The organism is Pedobacter sp. HMWF019 (assembly GCF_003061025.1).
Lineage (GTDB): Bacteria > Bacteroidota > Bacteroidia > Sphingobacteriales > Sphingobacteriaceae > Pedobacter.
On the sequence record NZ_QAIL01000554.1, the window covers coordinates 11,720 to 33,651 of the forward strand.

The following is a 21,932-nucleotide window of genomic DNA, read 5'->3' on the forward strand; positions in this document are numbered from 1 at the left end:
AGTAGCATATGATTTGATTGACAAGCTCAGTGATTTGGCTTCAGCTCACATACATGCTTATTTACACAGGAAAGAGGGAGATGTATGGAAAGCGGATTATTGATATAGAAAGGCGGGTCGTTTAAAACCGGATGTGACGTTGGAACAGGAATGGCGAAATCTGGTTAGTGAGTATCTTTGTGTTTTTTAAAGAATTAAATCTAAATTCGTTTGTAAATAATGCTCCATGTTAGAACTTGATATAAAACCAAATATTCTAGATAGGTCAAGAAAGCTACTGCTGAATTCTGATTTCATAGAATTTGACGATACCAATTGGGACACGGATACTGTTGCTAGATTTAATAAAGGAGAAGTTGAAGCGATTAGATTCGGCATTAAATTTTTAAAGGGTTACATGTTTACCATTGGCCGTACCTTTTGCATAGACATACAAGGTTCATATGGCCGAAATATAAAAATAAGAATGACTTCTTTTTATGGTATAGGGAAACAAGCTCTAGATGAGAAATATTGTCAAATCATCAATTCTTTTATGGACACGCATCACAACGATATTGTAAATCGGGCAATAAAAGTTCTTAATAGCGAGGGTAAATTCGAATTGCTTGAAACCGCATTTGAGAAAGAAGGTATTGTAATAAAAGGTAAACGTATCTCTTGGGAAAATGTGGGAACTAAAGCTTATAGAACCTATTATGCTCTTTTTTCTAAAAATGACCCTAAGGTTTACAAGAGTTATAACTATATGGATGATTGGAATGCTATTTTGGTGTACACTTTGTCAAGACGCATTCTTTCAGAAAAGGGGCTATCGGAATAACTTAATTAAAGGGGATAATTTATAATGAAAAAGACACCTTTTATCAATTATCTTTTTCAATCTGCACGTCTTGGTTTCCGCGAATGGACCGATGCTGATTTGATTCCTTTTGCTAAAATGAATGCGAATAGTGAAGTCATGCGTTACTTTCCTTCGGTGCGGACGCTTGAGGAGTCTGAACAATCTATGCGAAAATTTAAGGAGCAGTTCAGAGAATATGGTTATTGTTTTTACGCGCTGGATGAATTGGCAAGTGGGCAGTTTATTGGTTTTGTGGGTTTAAACAATCCGAAGTTTGAAGCTGACTTTATGCCTTGTGTAGAAATTGGCTGGCGATTGAGAAGGGAGTTTTGGAATAAAGGTTATGCCACTGAAGCTGCGAAAAGATGTCTGGACTATGCATTTAACGAATTGGACTTAGATGAGATTGTTTCTTTTACTTCGGTATTAAATAAGCCTTCTGAAAATGTGATGGAAAAAATTGGAATGCATAAGTTAGGGCATTTTATGCACCCTGCAGTAAATGCGGGAGATATTTTAAAGGAACATGTTTTGTATAGAATTCGAAAGCATTAGGGTGTGTTGAGAATTAATATTCTATTCTTGTATTTTAACGATAATTTAGTAGTTAAAAAATGAGAATACAGATTATAAGTGACTTGCATCAGGAGTTTGGTGTTTCAGATTTTAACTTTGAAAATGCTGATCTGGTTATTTTAGCCGGAGATACTAATCTTGGAACGAAGGGGATAGAATGGGCTAAAAAATACATATTGAATAAGCCCGTGATCTATATTCTGGGAAATCATGAGTATTATAAGGGGACGTACCCAAATATACTTCATAAGATTATAGAGGCATCAAAAGATTCAAATGTAACTGTTCTTGAAAATAACAGGGTTGAATTTAATGGAATAAGATTCCATGGCGCAACCTTATGGACGGACTTTTCCTTATTTGGAAATCCGGTTGAATATGGGATTATTTGTCAAGCTAAGATGAACGATTACAAACAGATCCGTAGGGATTCTTCTTATTCTAAGCTGAGAACTATAGATACCTATAAAATTCATCAGTTTTCAAAGTTGTGGCTGCAGCAAAGTCTTGAAGAGTCCGTAGGTTATAAGAATGTCGTCGTCACCCATCATGCACCGAGTATAAAGTCAATACCTGAAGTATATAAAAACGATCCGGTGAGTTCTGCGTATGCTTCTGATCTTGAATGGCTTATTGTGAAATATGAACCTTTATATTGGATACATGGCCATATTCATACACCATTGAGGTATAATATTAGTGAAACTGAAATTATTTGTAATCCACATGGATATATAAATGAAAAGTATAATGGCTACAATAAGGAGTTAATCATTGAAATATAAGTTGGTATCTGCATAATTGATCATCTTGCTGGAGACCGATTAATTCTTGAATTTACTAAATCTCAGGTTTAGGGAAATATTCTATATGTTTGTTTTTAATTTAATGACGCTATATCCTTTGTTTCTACCAATGATTACGATGAATGATTAATATTAGATTTTAGCATAAAGGAATATAATGGCATCTTATACAGAACATACAGATCAGGAATTAGTTACCTTGTTAAAGCAGGGAGATCGTGAGGCCTTTAATCAAATCTATTATCGTTATGCAGAATATCTGTATCAATATGCTTTAAATATACTTAGGGATGAAGATGAATGTACAGATGCCGTTCAGGATGTTTTTGTCTGGTTGTGGGAAAATGGAAAGAAAATTAATGTAAATATATTAAGAAGCTATTTGATCTCTGCAGTAAAGTATAAATTAACCAGGGTAATTCAGAGTAGTAAAAGAAAGGCAGAAATCCTGGCTTTAAATCCTTTACGGGAAGAGTTTTTTGTAGATGATAATTTAGAAATAAAAGAACTTAAACACGCCATTCAGGAATTTGTGATCTCACTTCCTGAAAGGGCCAGGCTGATTTTTGAATTGAGCCGTAATGAATATCTTTCTAATAAAGAAATCGCCGCCAGGCTCGGTATATCAGAAAAGACGGTCGAAAATCAAATAACAATTGTATTGAAAAAACTTAAATCTGGCCTTGGTAAGATGTCGTTCTGGTCGGTTTTGGTTTGATCAGAAAATAATTTATAAATTCTTTTGGGGGGTAGATAGCCTTCATGTCCCTATATACTAAAGGACAAGAATAAGGGATGATGAATGATAAAGAAAGGCTTGAGCTGATTGAGCGTATTTCATGTGGAATTGCGAGTGATGATGAATTAGGTCAATACAATGCATGGTGTAATTCGTTGCAGGAACCAGGTTTGCCGGTTGCTGATTTTGGAGTTCTGCAAACCAGGATGCTGGCTAATATAAACGGTAGAATAGATCATATTCGTATTATTCGTCTTCGCTATTATAAAATTGCTTCAGTGGCTGCCGCTTTAGTAGCTGTCGTTTTTGGACTTTGGTTTTATAGTTCGAATATGTTGTCAAACCCTAAGGTTGAGATTGTTTATCAAAATGACATTGCCCCGGGGAAAAATAGAGCCATACTGACTTTTGCTAACGGGAAAACCATAAAACTAAGTGATGCTCAGCAAGGTGTGACAGTTGGTAAGGATTTGAAATATTATGATGGAACGGAAATAACTGCAGAAAGAACACGGCCTCAACTTCTCACTGCAACTACTCCCCGTGGAGGTGCTTATGAAATTACGCTTTCGGATGGTACACGTGTTTGGATGAATGCAGATTCAAAACTTTCTTTCCCTTCAAGTTTTTCTGGAAGGGAGCGTAGAGTATCGTTAAAGGGGGAGGCGTATTTTGAAGTAGCGAAGAACTATTTTTCAGAAGTTAAAGGTGATCAGTCGATAAAAGAACGTATTCCGTTTGTTGTCGTTACGGATAAGCAGGAAGTAACCGTGTTGGGTACGCATTTTAATATCAACAGCTATGGGGATGAAGCAGCTACGAAAACTACCTTATTGGAAGGTAGTGTGCGGGTTGCAGTTTCTGGTACTAACAATGCTTTATTATCGTCTTCACGTATTTTGAAACCGGGTGAACAGGCGATAAATGATGGGGGTATTCGGATTGATAAAGTTGATGTAGAGGAAGTTGTGGCCTGGAAAAATGGAAGTACGGTATTCCAGGATAAAACTTTGGAAAGTATTATGCGTGAATTATCCCGCTGGTATGATATTACCGTTGTTTATGCTGCCGATGCTCCAAGGCATGAGTTTTTTAGTGGCGCTGTATCGAGAACAAGGAATATATCAAGCGTATTGGAGCGTATGCAAACTACAGGAAGTGTGAAGTTTAAAATAGAAGGAAGAATAGTAACCGTAACTAAATAAATCATATCAATCACTAAACAAAGAACCAAATTATGAAAGAAATTCTACGTAATTAAGATCAGGAGAAAAAATGGGCCTTTAAATGAAGCCGAAAAGTGCTACTAACACTTTCCGGCAAAAGTTTGAGCAACCATCCTGACAAAGATCAGGAAAAACAATTATGTGCTAATAGTCAATTATCAACTCAAACCAATTCAAACTTAGGCATTATTGCACAAGAAAGCAATAATGGCGGTCTGTCGTCGACCTTCCTGTGTTTGATACAAACCAACGACGAAGTATGGAAAACTATGCTTTAAACCGTGGTAAGCCATATAAATGGCTACCCTACAAAATTCTATTGATTATGAAGTTAATCATAGTACTGATGACTACTCTGTTGATTCAGGCAGCCGCTGCCGGGTACGCGCAAAAAGTAACACTTAATGAAACGGATGTTTCTCTGGGAAATATTTTTAATAAAATTCGGTTGCAAACTGGTTACGATTTTGTCTTTAACTCTAAAGAGGTGAGAGATGCAAAAAAGGTAACCATAAATGTAAAGAATGTTGGACTGGAAGAAGCGCTCAGGGTACTGTTCAAGGATCTGGATCTCAATTATTCTGTGAAAGATAAATTCATTGTCATTGAGCCAGTCAGGCCTTCTTTTATAGATAATTTGCGTGCTGTTTTTATAAATATTGATGCTTCTGGTAAGGTTGTGGATGCTGCAACGGGCGAGCCGCTGTCAGGTGCTAATGTAATGATTAAAGGACGAAAACAGGGCGTAAGAACGGCGGCGGATGGGTCGTTCTTACTGCAAAATGTGGAGAAGGATGCGATATTGGTGGTCACTTATACCGGGTATAAGACGAAAGAGGTAATGTCCTCAAAAGATGTTGGAATCATCAGGATGGATATTGCCGTGGGAAATCTTCAGGAAGTTGGGGTAACGGTGAATACCGGCTACCAGCGTATTAAGCCTGAACAAAGTACAGGTGCAGTTTCACAGATCGGCACCAAGGAGTATGAATCCAGGGTTAGTACTAATTTTCTGGATGGACTGGTAAACCGCTTACCGGGACTGATGATTAACAATACGGTATTATTTAACAGCACGGACCCCAACGGTAATCAGTCATCAAGGCCTTTGTTCAACATCCGTGGTATTTCCACCATGTCGGCCAACCAAAATCCGTTAATTGTAGTTGATGGCTATCCAACTGAGCTGACGCTGGATATGATTGATCCAAATGAGATTAAGTCGGTGACGATCCTTAAAGATGCAGCATCTGCTACGGTATACGGGGTAAGGGCCTCAAATGGGGTAATTATCATCGAGAGAAAACAGGCTAATCCGGGAGCTGCACAGTTCAGTTTCAGGACTACGTTGGGTCTGACACCAGAGGAAAATTACAGCCGCTACCGCTGGGATCCAAATGCATCGGCCATCAATGCCAGTTACCTACGGGAAAGGCAAAGTCTGAATATCAACCAGTCTACCTGGGCAAGCTTGTTTACCCCGGGTGTAGGCAACGTACGACGTTCGCTTCCTTTCTTTATCCAGTCTCAGCTTACCGCCGGTATCATTTCGCCTGTGCAAGCCGAAAGTTCTTTTGCAGAACTGGCTAATTATGATAATCTTAAGGACTACAATCGCTTATTCCAAAGGACGGCAGTTACGCAAACGCATACCTTGAACGTTTCAGGTGGTGTGCCTAATGCGCTGTACTACATCACGGCCAATTATACTGGTAACCTCGATAATGCGATCCTGAATGACAATAACAGATTTTTATTAACTGGTCGAACCACACTAAAACTGGCGAAACGACTAAGTTTAGAACTGACAACAGAGTATCAGGAGAAGCGCATTAACGGTGCGCCAGTACCCAGGGCTTCTGACTATGCAGGCTATGAGCATTATCAAGACGTAAACGGCAATCCTGCTGCTATCATTTCACAAAGCTATGCACCAGTTTATAACAGTTTCATCATGTCGCAGGGCTTGTTAGATCAGAACTATTACCCGCTGATTGAAGCAAATTTAGTAAGCAACAAAACGCGGACGGTGAATAACAAGACGATTGCCAATTTTAACTACGATATCGGAAAGGGCTTTAACCTTTTGTTTGGCGGGGTTTACGAGACGACCCGTTCAGAGATCAGGCATTTGGCCGGTCAAGGGTCTTCGGAAGTGAATGCCTGGGTAAATAATTATACAGTGACTGCGGGGGGAACATTTAAAAGGAATATTCCTGATGGAGATTTTCTTCGCCAGCAGAATACCAGCTCAACCGGTTATACCGCGCGTACGCAATTGAACTATAATAAGAAAATTGGTAATCATTCTTTTAATGCCATTGCGGGTGCTGAAATACGGAGCATTTTAGACAAAGGTAATTTAGCCTCTTATTTTGGTTATAACGACCAGAGTTTGCTGCAGCAACCTGTAGACTACGCGTCTATATTTAATGGTTTGGCGGCAGTTAAGGGAACGCTTGTTACCTCAAATAATCTTGGATCTTTAACTAATTTCTTTAACCAGACCTATAGTGAAGACCGATTTGTATCGGCTTTTTCTAATGTTGTGTATTCCTTTAAGGATACTTATTCTTTGTCAGGAAGTATCCGCGTTGACCAGTCGAACCTTTTTGGTAGCGATCCAAAATATAAGTACAAACCACTATGGTCTTTAGGCGCTGCCTGGAACATTCAAAAGGAAGACTTTATGAGCAATTTGAACTGGCTTCACCAGTTGAAGTTGCGCAGTGCCTTTGGATTTAACGGAAATGTGGCCAAACTTTCGCTTCCGCAGGTAATTGCCCAGGCTGCGCTTAATACTTCCAATACGCCTACCCTTACCTCGCTCATTTTAGCCTCAAATGCCAATAGCGGTCTTCGATGGGAGCAGACAGAAAATTTTAACATGGGACTGGATTTTAGTATTTTCAAAAATATCACTGGTAGCCTTGATTATTATACGAAAAAAACAACCGATGTGATGGGTAATTCTACCATCGACCCAACTCTTGGCGCAGCCTCTGCTCTGATTAATTATGCAACCATCAGAAATAATGGTTTGGAGTTTAGCCTGAAAGCAGATTGGATATCTACTAAAAACTTTAACTGGAATACGGGGCTCGTGATTGCTAAAAATAACAGCAAGGTGCTGGATGTTTACAGAACGGGGCGGTATGATCCACCAACTCTTGATTTACTGGGCTATGTAAGCGGTTATCCGGTAGGTTCGATGTTTTCTTACAATACCAAGGGACTTAATAATCAAGGCCATCCAATTATTGTGGATCAGAATGGGGTGGAATACGTGGTAAATACCAGTACCACAGGGCAACCCCTAGTTACTGCGATGTCCAGTAAAGATTCAGGACTTGTACAGTATTCGGGAAGTACTCTTCCAACGATTAGTGCAGGATTAAGTAACCGCGTCGATGTAGGCAATTTTTACTTCTTCGCAATGGTTAACTATTATGGTGGTTTTAAGGTACGGGTGCCAAGGCCTACACCAGCAGATAACAGACCGTTGGTAGGAGCTAATAATTATTGGAGGGCTGCGGGAGATGAGTTGAACACCGATATTCCAAACCTGGTTGACCTGAATGCCCCAAATCCGTCATGGGCTTACCATTACAACAGCAATTATGTGGTTGATGGTGATTATATAACACTTGGTGATGTAACGGTTTCGTATCGTTTAAACGACCTGAATTTTATAAAAAAGGCTGGCTTTAAGAACTTCGAGATCAAGGCTCAGGCTTCAAATCTGTATACTGTAGGCTTTAATCGCTATAATTTTAGTATGGCTACAGGAAACTACGCGAAACCGTATGTAACCCCGACTTATACATTGGGTTTATTCACTAATTTTTAAAATTTATACCAATGAAAAAATTTAAATATATAGCCATTCAATTGCTGCTTTGCTGCCTGGCTTTCAGCGGTTGTGACAAATATCTGGATATTGAACCAAAGGGCAAGCAATTGCTGAAAACGACTAATGACTTCGATTTGTGGTTAAATAGCAGTATGCTTATTAGTGAAACGGCGGCTGATAATATTATGAATTACATGACGGACAATTATGATATGCAGAACGTCAATACCCCACCAACCACCCTCGTGGAACTCATTTATACCTGGGCACCGCAGTTTACTACTGATGTAAGCACAATGACCTATTTATGGGGTGAACACTATAAGCGTATTAGCCTGTTTAATACGGTATTATCGGGTATTGATGCAGCGGGGGGTGGCACTGCGTCACAGAAAAGCAGTTTGAAGGCCGAGGCCTTATTAGGTCGTGCACATTCTTATTTCTACCTGGTGAATGAATATGCCAAGCCATATGATGCAGCAACTGCTGCAACAGACCTGGCTGTGCCTTATATCACATCAGATGATGTAAGTCAAAAAACGCCGGCTAGAAGTACGACGGCTGAAATTTACAAACATATCATTGATGACATCAATGGGGCGATCCCCAACCTTCCGGAAGATAACAGCAATGCTAGGTTTCGAGGCTCAAAGGCTGCAGCATACAGCGTGCTGGCACGTGTTTACCTGTACAGAAGGGAATATTCCGAAGCACAACGATATGCTGAGCTGGCCTTGGCCAATACCAAAGCTGTGATGATTGATTATACCAATTCTGCAACTTTCCCAACCACAACTAATGTGGTGTCACATCCGGATGTGATTTACGGGAGGTCGTCTCTTGCCCTGGCATTGCCGATATCTGCTGAATTAAAAAGTACTTTCGCCAGCAATGATGCCAGAAGAACTGTCTTGTATACCAGTTTCACTAGTACGGTAAGGGGAGCAACCCTATTTTACGCGGCTAACGTTACACCGGCCTTTTCCTGGACCAATTCGGGTACGAGTGTGCAAGAGATGCAGTTAATTGCAGCCGAAGGTGCTGCAAGAAGCAATAATCTGACTATAGCACTTGCCCATCTGAATGAGGTGCGCAGGAATAGGTATACAGGTACGCCAGTTGCCAGCAGAGATTTTAGTTCGACCATTCAGGATGTGGTTTTGAATGAGGTGCTGGCAGAAAGAAGACGGGAATTACCTTTCCATGGCCTACGCTGGTTTGATATGCGAAGGTTGGATGTGGAGAACAGGATGCCAGCGGTAACTCGCACGAATGCGCAGAATACAGTGATTGCCACATTAGAACCACACAGTGTCAGATATACGTTGCAGATACCCATCCAGGTGATGGCCTTTAATCCAGATATGATACAGAACCCATAAATATAAAGTTCAAAAGATGAAGACATATAAGTTGAATTTACTGGCAATATGCACCGTAGTGCTATTGTTCATGGCTTGTAAAAAAGACAAATCTGGTCACGAAGCTCTTGCAGAAGGACGTGTAACCTTTAATCTGCCGGCATCAACAGATGTAGTAGCAAGCGCATTAGACATTAAGACTACAACGTTAGTTAGTACAGAGATGAAAGCTGTGTTGGAAGGCGCCGCTTCTTCAGATGTGCATTATGTGACTTTCACAACAGATACCAATAAAATTGCGGAATACAGAACAAAGTACGGAAGCAGTGCGCGGTTACTTCCTACGTCGAGCTACCTTTTTTACAAATCTACGGTAGCCATCCCGGCTGGAACCAACATTTCGGAAGCAGCAGTGCTGAACCTTAGTTTTCAGACCGCATTAAAAGCGCATACTGCCTACGTTCTTCCGCTGGCTATTGCCTCTGTTGATGGACAAGTACAGGATCCTAAGACACGCAGGGTAGTTTATTATGTGTTTAATACAGGTGACGCAGTGTATGTAGACCATACTGGATACACCCTTATAGCTACTGCATCTTCCACAAATGGAGCCAATGTGGCCAGCAGAGCGGTGGACGGAAATAATCTGGGGACCTATTGGCTAAGTAATATTACACAATCATTGCCCCAATGGCTGAGTATTGATTTTGGAAGGGAAATTAAATTTTCTGGATTGGACTACTTTTTTCCAACGGCTGTAAATTACGCAACCTTAGGGGGCAATACCACTTCTGTTAAGTTGGAAACAAGCTCGGATAACATCACCTGGGCAGATAAGGGGACTTATGCGGTGGATATTAGAAATACAGAGCGAAAGCAAACTTTAAATCTGCCTTCATTAACCACCGCCAGATATCTGCGCTTCACCATTTTGGCTGCTGCTCCGTATTCTGGTTACAGTGTAGGTTTTGTGGGCGAAATTGTAATGAGAAACTAATCCCTAATAGGTTAACTATTCTAAAAAAAAAAACATACAAATGAAGAAATCAATATTTTTATTTTTGTCGCTGCTGCCCTTATTGGCAGCGGCTCAAAAGAGCTATACCATTTCAGGAAAATTGCCCGCAGTTAAAGGCCAGGCCAAAGCTTACCTGGTTACTTTACAGGGTGATCAATTTAAGGAGACTGATTCTGTGGTTATTAAGAATGGACAATTTCAGTTTACCGGGAAAGTAGACCAGCCTCAAAGCGCAATTATTGCGGTCAAAAGATCACCTGAATCTGGTAAGCAAACGGATAATTTAAGTTTCTATCTGGAAAACTCTAAGATTACGTTAACAGGGAAAGATTCTATTAAAACGGCTACCGTTGCCGGTTCGGTGTCAGATCGCGAAGACCGGGAGCTGTCGGCGTTAATTACGCCTTTTACGAAAAGGATTATGAAAATCCAGCGGGAATTTACAAAAGACCATGGGGTAGTAGAGGGAAAAACCCTGGAGCAGCGTAAAGAAGCGCAAGACAGCATAAACAGCTATGTCAAACAGATCAAAAACATCCAATTGAAGTTTGTTGAATCACACCCGAATTCATTCATGGGTTTGTACACGTTTAACACCTCTATCCTTGGTAGTCACTTTGACTCTGCAGAGGTAAAGCCTTTGTTTTATAAATTTTCTCCCCAGCTTCAGTCGTCATCATTGGGAAAACTAGCTATAGATAGAATTTTAGCAAATGAAAAGCGTGCGGTGGGTGTAAAAATCATCGATTTTTCACAGACTGATATTAACGGCAAACCATTTCACATAAGATCATTGCGTGGTAAATATGTGTTTTTGGATTTTTGGGCCAGCTGGTGTTATTGGTGTCGTGCGGAAAACCCAAATGTGTTAAAAGCCTATGAGCAACTCAAGGACAGAAATCTTGAAATTGTAAGCGTATCCTTTGATGAAAGTAAAGCTGCCTGGGAAAATGCTATAAAACAAGATAAACTCCCTTGGTTGCAGGTCTCTGACTTAAAAGGGATGAAAGTAAGAGATGGATTGGCAGCAATGCTAGACATTAAAGCGATACCGCAAAACCTGTTGATCAGTCCGGAAGGTGTGATCATCGCTACGAATCTTCGCGGTGAAGACCTCCCAGCAAAATTATCCAAATTGATTAAATAACATAAAGTAAATATGATGAACCTCAAAATAATTATTGGAGCCTTTTTATTGTTGCCTGCAAGTTTTTGTATGGCTCAGGATAAGTTTGAAATATCGGGCCAGCTTTCTAAAGCAGGTAAGGATAAGATGGTAATGCTGAACTATACGAACAGCGAAGGTAAAGACGCCAAAGACAGTACCCTGGTTAAAAACGGTAAATTCTTGATCAAGGGTACTACAGCTTTTGGTAATAAAGCGTATCTGACACTCATGCCGGTAAAAAGGGATACTACACGGCGTGGTGGTCAATCTGATTACCAGGAATTTTATCTGGAAAAAGGTAATTATACCGTAGCGGGTACAGATAGCGTGGCTAAAGCCAGTATAACGGGAACACAAGCGCAAAATGATTTTCTGTTGTGGACCTCAAAATCACAAGCGCTGTTGACTCAGTTTAGAGAGATTACCCAGCGATTTAGCAAAGTTTATTATGCAAAAGTGAAAGATACGGTAGCGATCAAAAAGATTCAGGCGGAGGCAAGGCCAGTACACGCCAAAATTGAAGCTGCATTGGATTCTTTTCTATTTAGTCACCCGGATTCTTATGTAGCCTTGGATCTGATCGCTACAGAAAAGACTGCTGTAATTGATCCTAAAGTTTTTGAAACTTATTACAAGCCGCTGAGCAAAAGAGTATTGAGTAGCTTTACTGGGCAAAAGTTGACAGCTAAATACGATAAGGCTAAGCAGATTGCTCTTGGAAAAACTGTAGACTTTACTCAAACGGATGATAAAGGCAATGAATTTAAGCTGTCTTCTTTAAAAGGCAAATACGTATTGGTTGATTTCTGGGCAAGTTGGTGTGGACCATGTCGTGCAGAGAACCCGCACCTGTTGAAAGCTTACAATCAGTTGAAAGATAAAAATTTTGAAGTGGTGGGTGTTTCCCTGGATGATACCAAAGCGGCATGGTTAAACGCAGTAAAGCAAGACGGCATGCCCTGGATACAGGTAAGTGACCTGAAAGGCTTTAAGAGCGATCTTGCTGTTAAATACGGTATTTCAGCCATTCCACAGAATTTCCTGATCAATCCTGAAGGGGTGATCATAGCGAAGAATTTGCGGGGCGAAGATGTGAACGAAAAAATCTCTTCCTTTATTAAGTAAAGTCACTAATTGTTTGCTGTTGTGGCTGGTTGTAATTGCTATAACCAGCCATATTTGTATTGGCTTGTTTTTAATTCGTGTTTTATCGTTATTATTGCGATACACAAATGAAATAAAATTATGAAAAAATTATTAACGCTCGCTGCACTCTGTGCGTCTGTATGGACTGTAAATGCCCAAACTGAAAAGGGTAAATTGCTTATTGGTGGAAATATTGGGTATTCTAACAGTAAATCAAGCTCCAGAAATGCTCAGATAGAACAACTTATCGGGGAAGATAGCGTAAAGACAATTTCTTACTCTGTTGCGGTTAATGCAGGCTATTTTATCCGGGATAATTTTGCAATTGGTATGGGAATAGGCTACTCCCATATCAAATCTAATTTGAATGGAACTGTCTATTATAATGATTTACAAATTCCTTCGCCGTTATTTTATAGCGGGGAAAGTAAGTCGGATCTGTTCTTTCTGAATCCTTTCGCACGCTATTATGTTGGTCTGGCAGATAACTTTAAATTTTTCGGACAAGTCTCGGTTCCGATAAGTTCTGGAACACAGAAGCAATCTGGTGCAGCAAATCCAGGTAATTATCAGGAATATAAAACGACTTCCTATGGGGTGAGTATCCAGCCTGGACTGGCGTTTTTTCCTTCAAAAAGGATAAGCCTTGAGCTTTCATCTAATGGACTTGATTACGCTCATCGTCAACTTAAAAATAAACGAACAGACGAAAAAACGACTTCAAATTCATTCAGTTTTGGCTTGTCTACTTTAGCTCCCAGACTGGGTATCGTATTTTATCTTTAAAATTTCTGTTTAAACTAAAAAGTCCTGGCAATTTGAGGTATTCGAATTTCGCCAGGGCTTTTTGATTTAAGATTAATTGTGGTCTACTAAAATGTGAAAAAGATAATATGGAATTTTCTGTTGATTAATAGCCTGGATTTTGTTTAAAGCCTGTATTACCGACACTTTTGGCAATTTCAATTTCTGTTTGTGGTATTGGCCAGATGGTATCTCTGAGCGGGAACGACCGGTAAGCATTGTTCGGATCCTTAATGGTTGGAATGATGGTACGATCAAACCGCCATCTTTTGAGATCAAAAAAGCGTTGTCCTTCCATTGCAAATTCAATTCTTCTTTCGTGACGGATCCTGGTGCGCATATCTGTTGCAGACAGGCCTAAAGGAATCTGAGGCATATTAACGTCTGGTCTGGTTCTTACTGCATTTATTGCGGCGTAAACTGTCCCATCTGGACCTGCAACTTCATTTTGGGCTTCGGCATACATGAGCAATACATCTGCATAACGCATCAGTACCCAATCCTGATCACTTTGTGTAGCATAAGTAGTTGGAAAACGGCTCGGATCGATCCCTTTGCGCGGCAGAAAACCACTGGGTACTGCTGCGGCCTTAGGGTCAAAAGCTGTGGCGGCAGTTGTGCCTCGCCAGTCGCCAGGAACGATGATGCTCATTTTTAGTCTGGGGTCTCTATTAGCGTAAGGAGTTGTACTGTTAAACAATGGTGAAGACTGGATTGGTAAGCCATCCGTGCACTCATAATCATCTACAAGGTATTTGAGTACATTTACATTGTTGAGATAGGAAAATAACCAGTCCTGAGGGCTGTAAAAACTTGGAGGCGAATAACGTGCTGAAAACATGATTTCTGGATTGTTATTCTGACCAGGTTTTAAAAACAGACTGCTGTAGGCATCTGCAAGTTTGAATTTGTTTTCTGTCATCACCAGTTTAGCGGCATCAGCTGCTTTTTGGTATTGACCGTTGGCTAACAGTACTTTCGCTTTGTAGGCTAATGCTGTGCCTCTTACCGCGTGCCCGTTATAATTTGTGTTGGGTAAATTGGCTGCCGCATAATCAAGATCGGCAAGAATGGAATCTACAACCAGACTTTTTGGTGAACGTGGAATAGTTATACTAGCCTGATCAAAACTTAATGGTTTTAAGGTAAGGACACAATCTCCGTACAATTGAGACAAAAGAAAATAATGATATGCTCTGATGAACTTCACTTCTCCTATGTACTGGTTTCTCAAGCTTTGCGATAGCGGAATATCGCCGATGCGAACTAGAAAAAGGTTGCATGTTGCGATAGCCTGATAACTATATTTGTAGGCATCTGAAATAATCCCCGTCATGGTTGCTTCAATATTACCAGTCGAAACCATAGAAAAATTGCCTCCACTGGAAATTGTATAGCCGTTATCAGTCAAGGTTTCCCAAAACATATACCCGCCACCAAAACCGGCGCCTGCATTACTTACACTTACTGCATTGTTGCCCCGGCATAGGAAATTATAACAGCCTGCCAGGGCCAGATCTGCATCGCTCTGTGTTTTCCAAAAAGTATTTTGTGACAATTGTGCCAGGGGATCTTTTTGAAGAAAGTCCTTTTTACATGAACTAAAAATACCTAGTCCAGATAGGGTTATGATAAATAAAAATAGCTTTTTCATAGTCTTTAATTAAAAGGTGGCTCTAACGCCGAAGTTAAATGTCTTGTTTTGAGGGTGAGTTACATAGCGCGTGTTGGTTGCTATGCGTTCCGGGTCCAGTCCAGGGAATTTGGTGAAAGTAAAAAGGTTTTCTCCGGCAAAATAAACCCTCAAAGCGCTCATTTTTATTGATTTAACTAGTTTTTCGGGGAGGTTATAGCCTAATTGTATATTTTTGATTCTTAAAAAAGAGGCATCTTTTAAATAGTAGGTTGAGGTTGTACTAATATTTTGACTAACCGTTCCTGTACCCGTCATATATATTAATGGCATTGTGGTGCTTGGATTGCTTGGAGTCCAGGCATTAAGCCAATCTGTTGTTGGGACGGAACCCTGGTTGAAGGGCTGGAAACCCCATCCGTTTACGTATTGTTTTTGACCCTGTGAGCCATACAGGAAGATAGAAAGATCGAAATTTTTATACTCGAAATTGGCATTTAATGAATAGTCGTAATTTGGAAAGGCTCCGGAAACAACGGTTCTGTCGTTTTCATCAATTTTATTATCTCCATTTAAGTCTTTAAATTTAAATGTTCCCGGAACCGGATTGTAAGGCTGCTTTGGTGAAGCGGCAATTTCATCGGTGGATTGAAAGATTTTTTCAAATTCATAGACATAGTAACTGTCAAAAGGTAAACCTACTTTATCTATTGTTGTTGCATTAATTTTGGTCGCACTGTATTTGAGTAATTTATTTCTGTTGGCCTGGATATTTGCTGTAAAGGAATATCCTACTTCTCCTATTTTGTCTTTATAAGAGAGGGATAGTTCCATACCCCGGTTCCTTACTGTTCCATTGTTTACAATGGGAGGGTCATAGCCGACATAGATTGGCAAGGGGCCCTGGTCTAGAATGTCAGTGGTGATTTTATTATAGTAGTCTGCGGTTAGGCTCAACTTATTTTTAAAAAAGGAGATGTCTAGTCCGAGATCGAAAATTTTGGTGCTTTCCCATCTGATACTTTGGTCAACGAGACCAGTTTTACGAACTCCATCACCAAGATTGGCTCCAAATGGGTAAGAAAAACCTGTTGTATATACATCCTGATAAGGATAATTACCTATGTTCTGATTGCCCAGTTTTCCGTTAGAGGCCCGGATTTTTAAATCTGAGATCACTGGGAGTATATTTTTAAAGAAATCTTCTTGTGAGATTCGGTAACCTAGGGATAGTGAAGGATATAAACCCCATTTATTTCCCTGAGCAAAGCGCGATGAACCATCATATCTGATGTTTCCCTCTAAAAGATATTTTCCTTTATAATCATAATTCAGACGTCCATAATAAGAATTAATCGACCATTCAGCAGCTGTTCCGCTATTGAGCTGGGAGCCTGTACCTCCGGCGTCAATTTCCGGTACAGAGTTGTTTGGATAGGTAACCCTGGAAGCGGAAAGGCTTTGGTTTTTGTAGTATTCTGCCTGCGTTCCTGCAAGTATATTGAAAGCGTGGTCACCAATTTTCTTAGAGTAGGTGAGTTGTGTATAGCCAATTGGATAAATGTAATTATTATCGGTAACCTGTAAGCCCTGTCCGCCTACATCCAAGGTACGGAAAGGTTGATCGTTGGGACCTGCAAACCAAAGGTATTGTCCTATAACTGGTTTATAATCATATGTTTTTTGAAAGTCGAAATTGGTTCCTACGCTGGTTTTCCATTGTAAACCTTCCAAAAGTTTAACGTCAAGAAATATATTTCCTTGCATAAAATAATCTGTATTTGAAGCCAGGGCATTCTCTGCAACTGCTATTGGATTTTTATTTGCGGATTGGAAAGAATAGGCAGTTGCAGTGTATCGCCCGCTTCCGTCGGGTAAAACTGGTCCGTATAGGGGAGATTGTGAGAGGGTCGATAGAAATATGTCTTGACTGCCTGGTCTTGGGTAGGTACGCTGACCATAGTTTAAGGTAATGCTGCTTCCAAAAGTGATGCGATCATTAATCTTACTATTTAGATTGAGCTGCAGGTTGTACTTCTTATACTTGAAACCGAGCATAATGTCCGGCTGATCGACGATACCTAAGCCTACATTATAGGTTGTGGTTTCACTTCCTCCCGTCAGGTTTAAATTATGGGTTTGCACATTTGCTGGTTTTATTACCGCATCTAGCCAATTGTAATTTGGATAAAGGTTTCTGTCTGTACTGTTTGCATAGGCATCAATTTGTTCCTGGGAAAATTTGTTTGGAGCACCCGAATTTGTTGCTGCCTGATTATACATTTGCATGTATTGTGCTGAGTTGTAAACCAGATCAGGCAGGCTTGTGGCCTTGGTACGTCCAAAGTTATAACTGTAAGATACTTGCATTTTACCAGCCTTTCCTTGTTTGGTGGTGACAAGGATAACTCCGTTTGCTGCACGTGAGCCATAGATGGAGGCGGAGGCTGCATCCTTTAATACTGTTACACTTTCAATGTTTTCTGCATTGAGTTGAGTCAGGTTTCCAGGAATTCCGTCTATAATGACCAGTGGTTCATTTCCAGCCTTACTAAAGGTTCCCATTCCACGTACTCTGAGTACATTTCCTTCATTTCCTGCTTCTCCTGAGGCTTGGGTTACGGATAAACCCGGTAGTTTACCTTGTAGCAACTGAGTTGGGTTGGTAGCTACTCTTTTGGTGAGGTCTGCTCCGGATACAGTGGCTATGGCTCCCGTAAGATTGGCTTTCTTTTGCGTTCCATAACCTACAACAACTACGGTTTCGAGGTCTGTTTGTGCGCTTTTTAAAATAATGTTGATGGTTTGACGGCTACCTACTATCTCTTCGACAGTGTTATAGCCAATAGAAGAAAATAAAAGTACTGATCCTGGACCTGGCACTTTTAATACATATTTTCCGGAAATATCTGTAACAGTTCCGGTTGCTGTACCTTTTAACTTTACACCTACTCCTGGAATGCTTTGCCCAGAGCTCTCTTTTACTACACCTGAAATGGTAACGGTACTTTGTGCCTGTACGTGTTGCCCAAAGATGAGTAAGAGGAAAATGGTTGCGAGCGCATACAGCCTGCTACCGTGTTTTTTTAGAAAAACAGGTACAGAATTAGTGGAAAATTCCTTTTTCATACATTAAAATTTATAAATGGTTATATGGTCTTTGCGAAAAAATAAACCATTCTGCAAAGTAGGTTTGCAATGTGGCCATTATTTGAAATCAAATGATCAAGTTGTTGAGTATAGTATTGTGCTATTTTGGCATGGGATTGCCATTTTTAATTGTGATTTTGCTTATTTCAGTATAAAATACTCTTTGGTTTTGACTATAAGCTTTGAATCCTAAATTTGATTTGTAAATATTTAGACTGCTACACCTATGGGAATATTTAATCTCTTTAATAAAAAAACACCAGCTCAGCCTGCTGAGTCAGAGCTGGTAAAAGAACCTTATCTGGGGAATCTAGATAAAACACAATTGATTTTTAAATTGATTTCTGTACCCTTGGAAAACCGGGATGAATTATGGAAACAAGCTTTCCTGGAAAGTATAATATTGGCCAGTTTTCGTTGTGGTGATCCGCAGGTGATTACTGGCCCTGATGGTTTTCCTTACTTTCAGTTGCTTATGCCTCAACCGAACCAAAGTTTTCAGTGTTATGTGATCGATCGAATGAAAGATGATTTTTTATTGAAAGCTGGATATGGAGTTGTTATAAATCCTGATGCTGGTCAGCCGGATTGGGTTTTATCTTATGGAGATATTCTAAACTTACATCTGACAGGAGCGTTTTATACAACGGAGCCTACACTTTTTTCAAGTGCAAAGGAGGATGAGACGATTCGTGAAAACGAAAAGGTATTGATAGGTCAACCTTCTGAATTGATATTGCCTGAGATGACAAGATCGATACTACGTGAATTTTTATCTGCGAATGGTGTAAAATTGCCAAAAGTATTGCTGATGTCCAGGACTACAACTCTGGGAGAGAAGACTTCCCAGGACCTGGTTTTTAATTTAACCCCGGCAGATTTTAGCAGTGAGGAAATATTCAGAAATGTTATGAGTCATTTAGGTTGGTTTCTTCCCCGGCATTATTCTTACGTTGGGATGAGAGAAAATCAATTCAAGGACGGATTTATGGCGCTTTAAATATTTGAACCCTGGCCATCTCTGGCCAGGGTTCAAATATTTAAAATTTGTAAGCAATACCTACTCTATAATTTCGCAGGGGCTCTGTTTGCCATGCATAGGCGGTAACATTACCAAAATAATTGATTTCACCATCATACAGGTATTTATTTAAGATGTTAAATACATTGCCTGTGATTTTAATATTACCACATCCCCAGAACACTCCACCGTCCAAACGGAAATAATCTGGCAAAGGCTTATCATCTGTTCTGCTCCAGCTGCCCGGTACACGGCCAATCTGCCATGAGAATCCAGTTGAAATTCCTGCGCCTTTCAGTGGGCCATTTTGAAGCGTATAAGTTAGCCAGCTGTTAACAGTATGTTTTGCGAAGCCTGGAACAACATCCCCGACCTGAATAATGTCCACCCCTGGGGTAACTTTGGTTACTTTCCCATCAGTATAAGCATAGTTGGCAATGAGCTGAAGTCCTTTGATAATTTCTCCTCTCAGGTCTAACTCAATGCCTTGTACTCTTTTTTCACCTAAAACAATGCTATGTGTTCTTGTTGTATCGGTAGGATCGGCTGTCAGCTCGTTTTGTTTTATGATGCGGTAAACTGATAAGGTGGTATTGAACCGACCGTCAAACCAGTCTTTTTTGATGCCGAGTTCTGTATTGACACCTGTAATTGGCTTGATCTTACCTCCACCAGTAAGTATACCACTTTGAGGAATAAAAGCTTTGTCATAAACAGCATATAAAGAGGTATTGTTATCAATTGAATAGCTTAGTCCAAATCTTGGGGTAAACTGGCTGGCCTTATTTGGTGCGTCCGGATCTACGCCCCAGCTATATTCACTCAAACTGGTATACCTGCCGGCAAGAGTTAGTCTCAATTTGTTGTTAAAGAAGCCCAATTCTTCTTGCAGATAAAAAGAATGGTATTTAGAGCCGATCAATCCCCCAGCCTCAATGGCGCGCGCTTTTAAAGGAGTCAACCTTCTGGTGTCAAAAGCATAATAAGCTATAGGATTGGTGCCATAAACTGGATGTTGACTATCAAATGGATTGGCGTCTGTGTCGAGATTAACACCTGCATTCCAGTCCGCCTCATATTTTTTGTCTCCTGCATCAAAACCAGCAAGGATCCGGTGCTGGATACCACCGGTATTGAAATTTCCATTTAAAAATACCTGTGCGAGCTTCATACTGCTACTTGCATCCCATATTCCAACTCTACGGATCATCGTGCCATCGGCATTTACTTTAGAAGGCCAGGCGCTGTTACCCAACATATTATATTTATAATAAGCACCTTGGGCAGTGAGTTTCCAGTGTTCATCAAATTTTTGTTGCACATTAACTGTGAAACTTTGATCATTGATATAAGTAGGTGGAATTAAAGGGTCAGATTGTGAAAAATCGACAGGATAGGTACCATAGCCATTTACGCCAAAAACATAAGAAGACCCTACCTGACTGGTTTTTGCCTGTTGTAAAGTATACTCTGCCGTTATTTTGGTATTACCAGTTTGATAGGAGAGGACAGGGGCGATGCTATAGCGATCGTTGTACTCAAAGTCACGGTGTGATTTTTTATTCTGTGCGGCTGCGTTGAGTCTGAACAGCAGCTTGCCGTCGTCAGTGAGTTTTCGGTCAAAATCTACCGTTGTGCGATAAAGACCATAACTTCCTGTTGTAAAGGAAACCTCTCCTTTATTGATTCCTGTAGGTTTTTTAGTAACGACGTTGTATAAACCACTAGGGTCTCCACTGCCAAGCATAAAGCCTGCTGGTCCTTTAACAAATTCAATATGGTCTACAAAACTCATATCCTCAGTGAGTGGCCCCCAGAATGAGTTCACTACATTAAAGCCATTTCTAAAAGCCTGGATCTGTGAACCACGCATTTTGATGTTGGCGTACATGTCTGCCCAATGTTGGGTGCGTATGGCGCCACTAACATTTCTGATCACTCCATCACTCATACTGGTGATTTGCTGGTCTTTGAGGACTTGTTCACTAACAATCTGAATATTTTGAGGGGCTTCCAGTAAAGGTTCATTTAGTCTTAATGTGGCCGAGGGCAAGCTGACTTTGTATTTATTTTTAATAGCTGCAATTTTCACTTCTTGCAGAGCTTCATCATTTTCAGCTAGAACGAAATCGACAGTTTTAGTTTCTCCGGGGCTTACCAGAATGTTCTTTTCAGAGGATCGAATACCCACAGCTGAGGCTTTAATAATGTAGGTTCCTGATTTGACATGTTTAATGGTAAATTCTCCCTTTTCATCCGTTGTGGTGCCTATATTTTTGCCTTTTAGTGTAATAGAGATTTGAGGTGCAGCTTTTCCATTGGATATTCTAACGCTGCCTTTTATGATTGCCGGCTGTTGCGCAAATGTGATTAAGCTGCTAAACAACATCACTGCTGTTAGTATGAGTAGTTTTTTAAACATGTTGGTTATTTGGATTAATTACTAATAAGGCAAAAGTAATAGATGCATCTTGAAATTTCAAGTTATTTAAAATAATTCTAAATAAAAGATAAGCAGAAAGTTCTTTAAGAACAATAATGTTTTTATATCTATATATTTTGATGTTTGTGTATAGAGGTATAAATA

At 40.1% G+C, this 21,932-nt stretch carries 15 protein-coding genes; 12 read left to right on the forward strand and 3 right to left on the reverse strand.

Annotated elements, in window-relative coordinates; all coding sequences use genetic code 11:
* Nucleotides 1-226: 226 nt before the first annotated feature.
* The 11 genes from DBR11_RS27095 to DBR11_RS27145 all read left to right on the forward strand — a co-directional run bounded on the left by DBR11_RS27095 (nt 227) and on the right by DBR11_RS27145 (nt 13,523).
* The gene (locus DBR11_RS27095; protein WP_108555670.1) at nt 227-823 is read left to right on the forward strand and encodes a hypothetical protein; all 597 of its coding nucleotides are present in this window, start codon (nt 227-229) and stop codon (nt 821-823) included.
* A gap of 24 nt (nt 824-847) precedes the next feature.
* Nucleotides 848-1,399 carry a GNAT family N-acetyltransferase gene (locus tag DBR11_RS27100; protein ID WP_108555671.1) on the forward strand — a complete coding sequence of 184 codons (552 nt, stop codon included), beginning with the start codon at nt 848-850 and terminating at the stop codon, nt 1,397-1,399.
* A 59-nt stretch (nt 1,400-1,458) separates the two neighbouring features.
* Nucleotides 1,459-2,205: a metallophosphoesterase gene (locus DBR11_RS27105; RefSeq protein ID WP_108555672.1), complete on the forward strand. Its 747-nt coding sequence runs from the start codon at nt 1,459-1,461 to the stop codon at nt 2,203-2,205.
* Between the two features lie 178 nt (nt 2,206-2,383).
* Nucleotides 2,384-2,944 carry an RNA polymerase sigma factor gene (locus DBR11_RS27110; protein WP_108555673.1) on the forward strand — a complete coding sequence of 187 codons (561 nt, stop codon included), beginning with the start codon at nt 2,384-2,386 and terminating at the stop codon, nt 2,942-2,944.
* A 77-nt stretch (nt 2,945-3,021) separates the two neighbouring features.
* Nucleotides 3,022-4,170: a FecR family protein gene (locus DBR11_RS27115; protein ID WP_108555674.1), complete on the forward strand. Its 1,149-nt coding sequence runs from the start codon at nt 3,022-3,024 to the stop codon at nt 4,168-4,170.
* Nucleotides 4,171-4,516: 346 nt separating this feature from the next.
* The gene (locus tag DBR11_RS27120; RefSeq protein WP_233260929.1) at nt 4,517-8,041 is read left to right on the forward strand and encodes a SusC/RagA family TonB-linked outer membrane protein; all 3,525 of its coding nucleotides are present in this window, start codon (nt 4,517-4,519) and stop codon (nt 8,039-8,041) included.
* Between the two features lie 11 nt (nt 8,042-8,052).
* Nucleotides 8,053-9,426, forward strand: a complete 1,374-nt coding sequence (locus DBR11_RS27125; protein ID WP_108555676.1) for a RagB/SusD family nutrient uptake outer membrane protein — start codon at nt 8,053-8,055, stop codon at nt 9,424-9,426.
* A gap of 16 nt (nt 9,427-9,442) precedes the next feature.
* On the forward strand, nt 9,443-10,402 hold the full coding sequence (locus DBR11_RS27130; RefSeq protein WP_108555677.1) for a discoidin domain-containing protein: 960 nt from the start codon (nt 9,443-9,445) through the stop codon (nt 10,400-10,402).
* A 40-nt stretch (nt 10,403-10,442) separates the two neighbouring features.
* Nucleotides 10,443-11,570: a TlpA disulfide reductase family protein gene (locus tag DBR11_RS27135; RefSeq protein ID WP_108555678.1), complete on the forward strand. Its 1,128-nt coding sequence runs from the start codon at nt 10,443-10,445 to the stop codon at nt 11,568-11,570.
* Between the two features lie 12 nt (nt 11,571-11,582).
* Complete coding sequence (locus DBR11_RS27140; protein ID WP_233260930.1) at nt 11,583-12,716, forward strand: TlpA disulfide reductase family protein; 1,134 nt, start codon at nt 11,583-11,585, stop codon at nt 12,714-12,716.
* A gap of 120 nt (nt 12,717-12,836) precedes the next feature.
* Nucleotides 12,837-13,523, forward strand: coding sequence for a porin family protein (locus DBR11_RS27145; protein ID WP_108555679.1), 687 nt, complete (start codon nt 12,837-12,839; stop codon nt 13,521-13,523).
* Nucleotides 13,524-13,647: 124 nt separating this feature from the next.
* On the opposite strand, the gene DBR11_RS27150 is transcribed toward DBR11_RS27145, so the two are convergent.
* On the reverse strand, nt 13,648-15,195 hold the full coding sequence (locus DBR11_RS27150) for a RagB/SusD family nutrient uptake outer membrane protein (RefSeq protein ID WP_108555680.1): 1,548 nt from the start codon (nt 15,193-15,195) through the stop codon (nt 13,648-13,650).
* Nucleotides 15,196-15,204: 9 nt separating this feature from the next.
* Nucleotides 15,205-18,303: a TonB-dependent receptor gene (locus DBR11_RS27155; protein WP_108555681.1), complete on the reverse strand. Its 3,099-nt coding sequence runs from the start codon at nt 18,301-18,303 to the stop codon at nt 15,205-15,207.
* Between the two features lie 247 nt (nt 18,304-18,550).
* Between DBR11_RS27155 and DBR11_RS27160 the strand changes: the two genes are divergently transcribed.
* Nucleotides 18,551-19,324, forward strand: coding sequence for a hypothetical protein (locus DBR11_RS27160; RefSeq protein WP_108555682.1), 774 nt, complete (start codon nt 18,551-18,553; stop codon nt 19,322-19,324).
* A 40-nt stretch (nt 19,325-19,364) separates the two neighbouring features.
* On the opposite strand, the gene DBR11_RS27165 is transcribed toward DBR11_RS27160, so the two are convergent.
* Nucleotides 19,365-21,767: a TonB-dependent receptor gene (locus DBR11_RS27165; protein WP_108555683.1), complete on the reverse strand. Its 2,403-nt coding sequence runs from the start codon at nt 21,765-21,767 to the stop codon at nt 19,365-19,367.
* Nucleotides 21,768-21,932 lie beyond the last annotated feature (165 nt).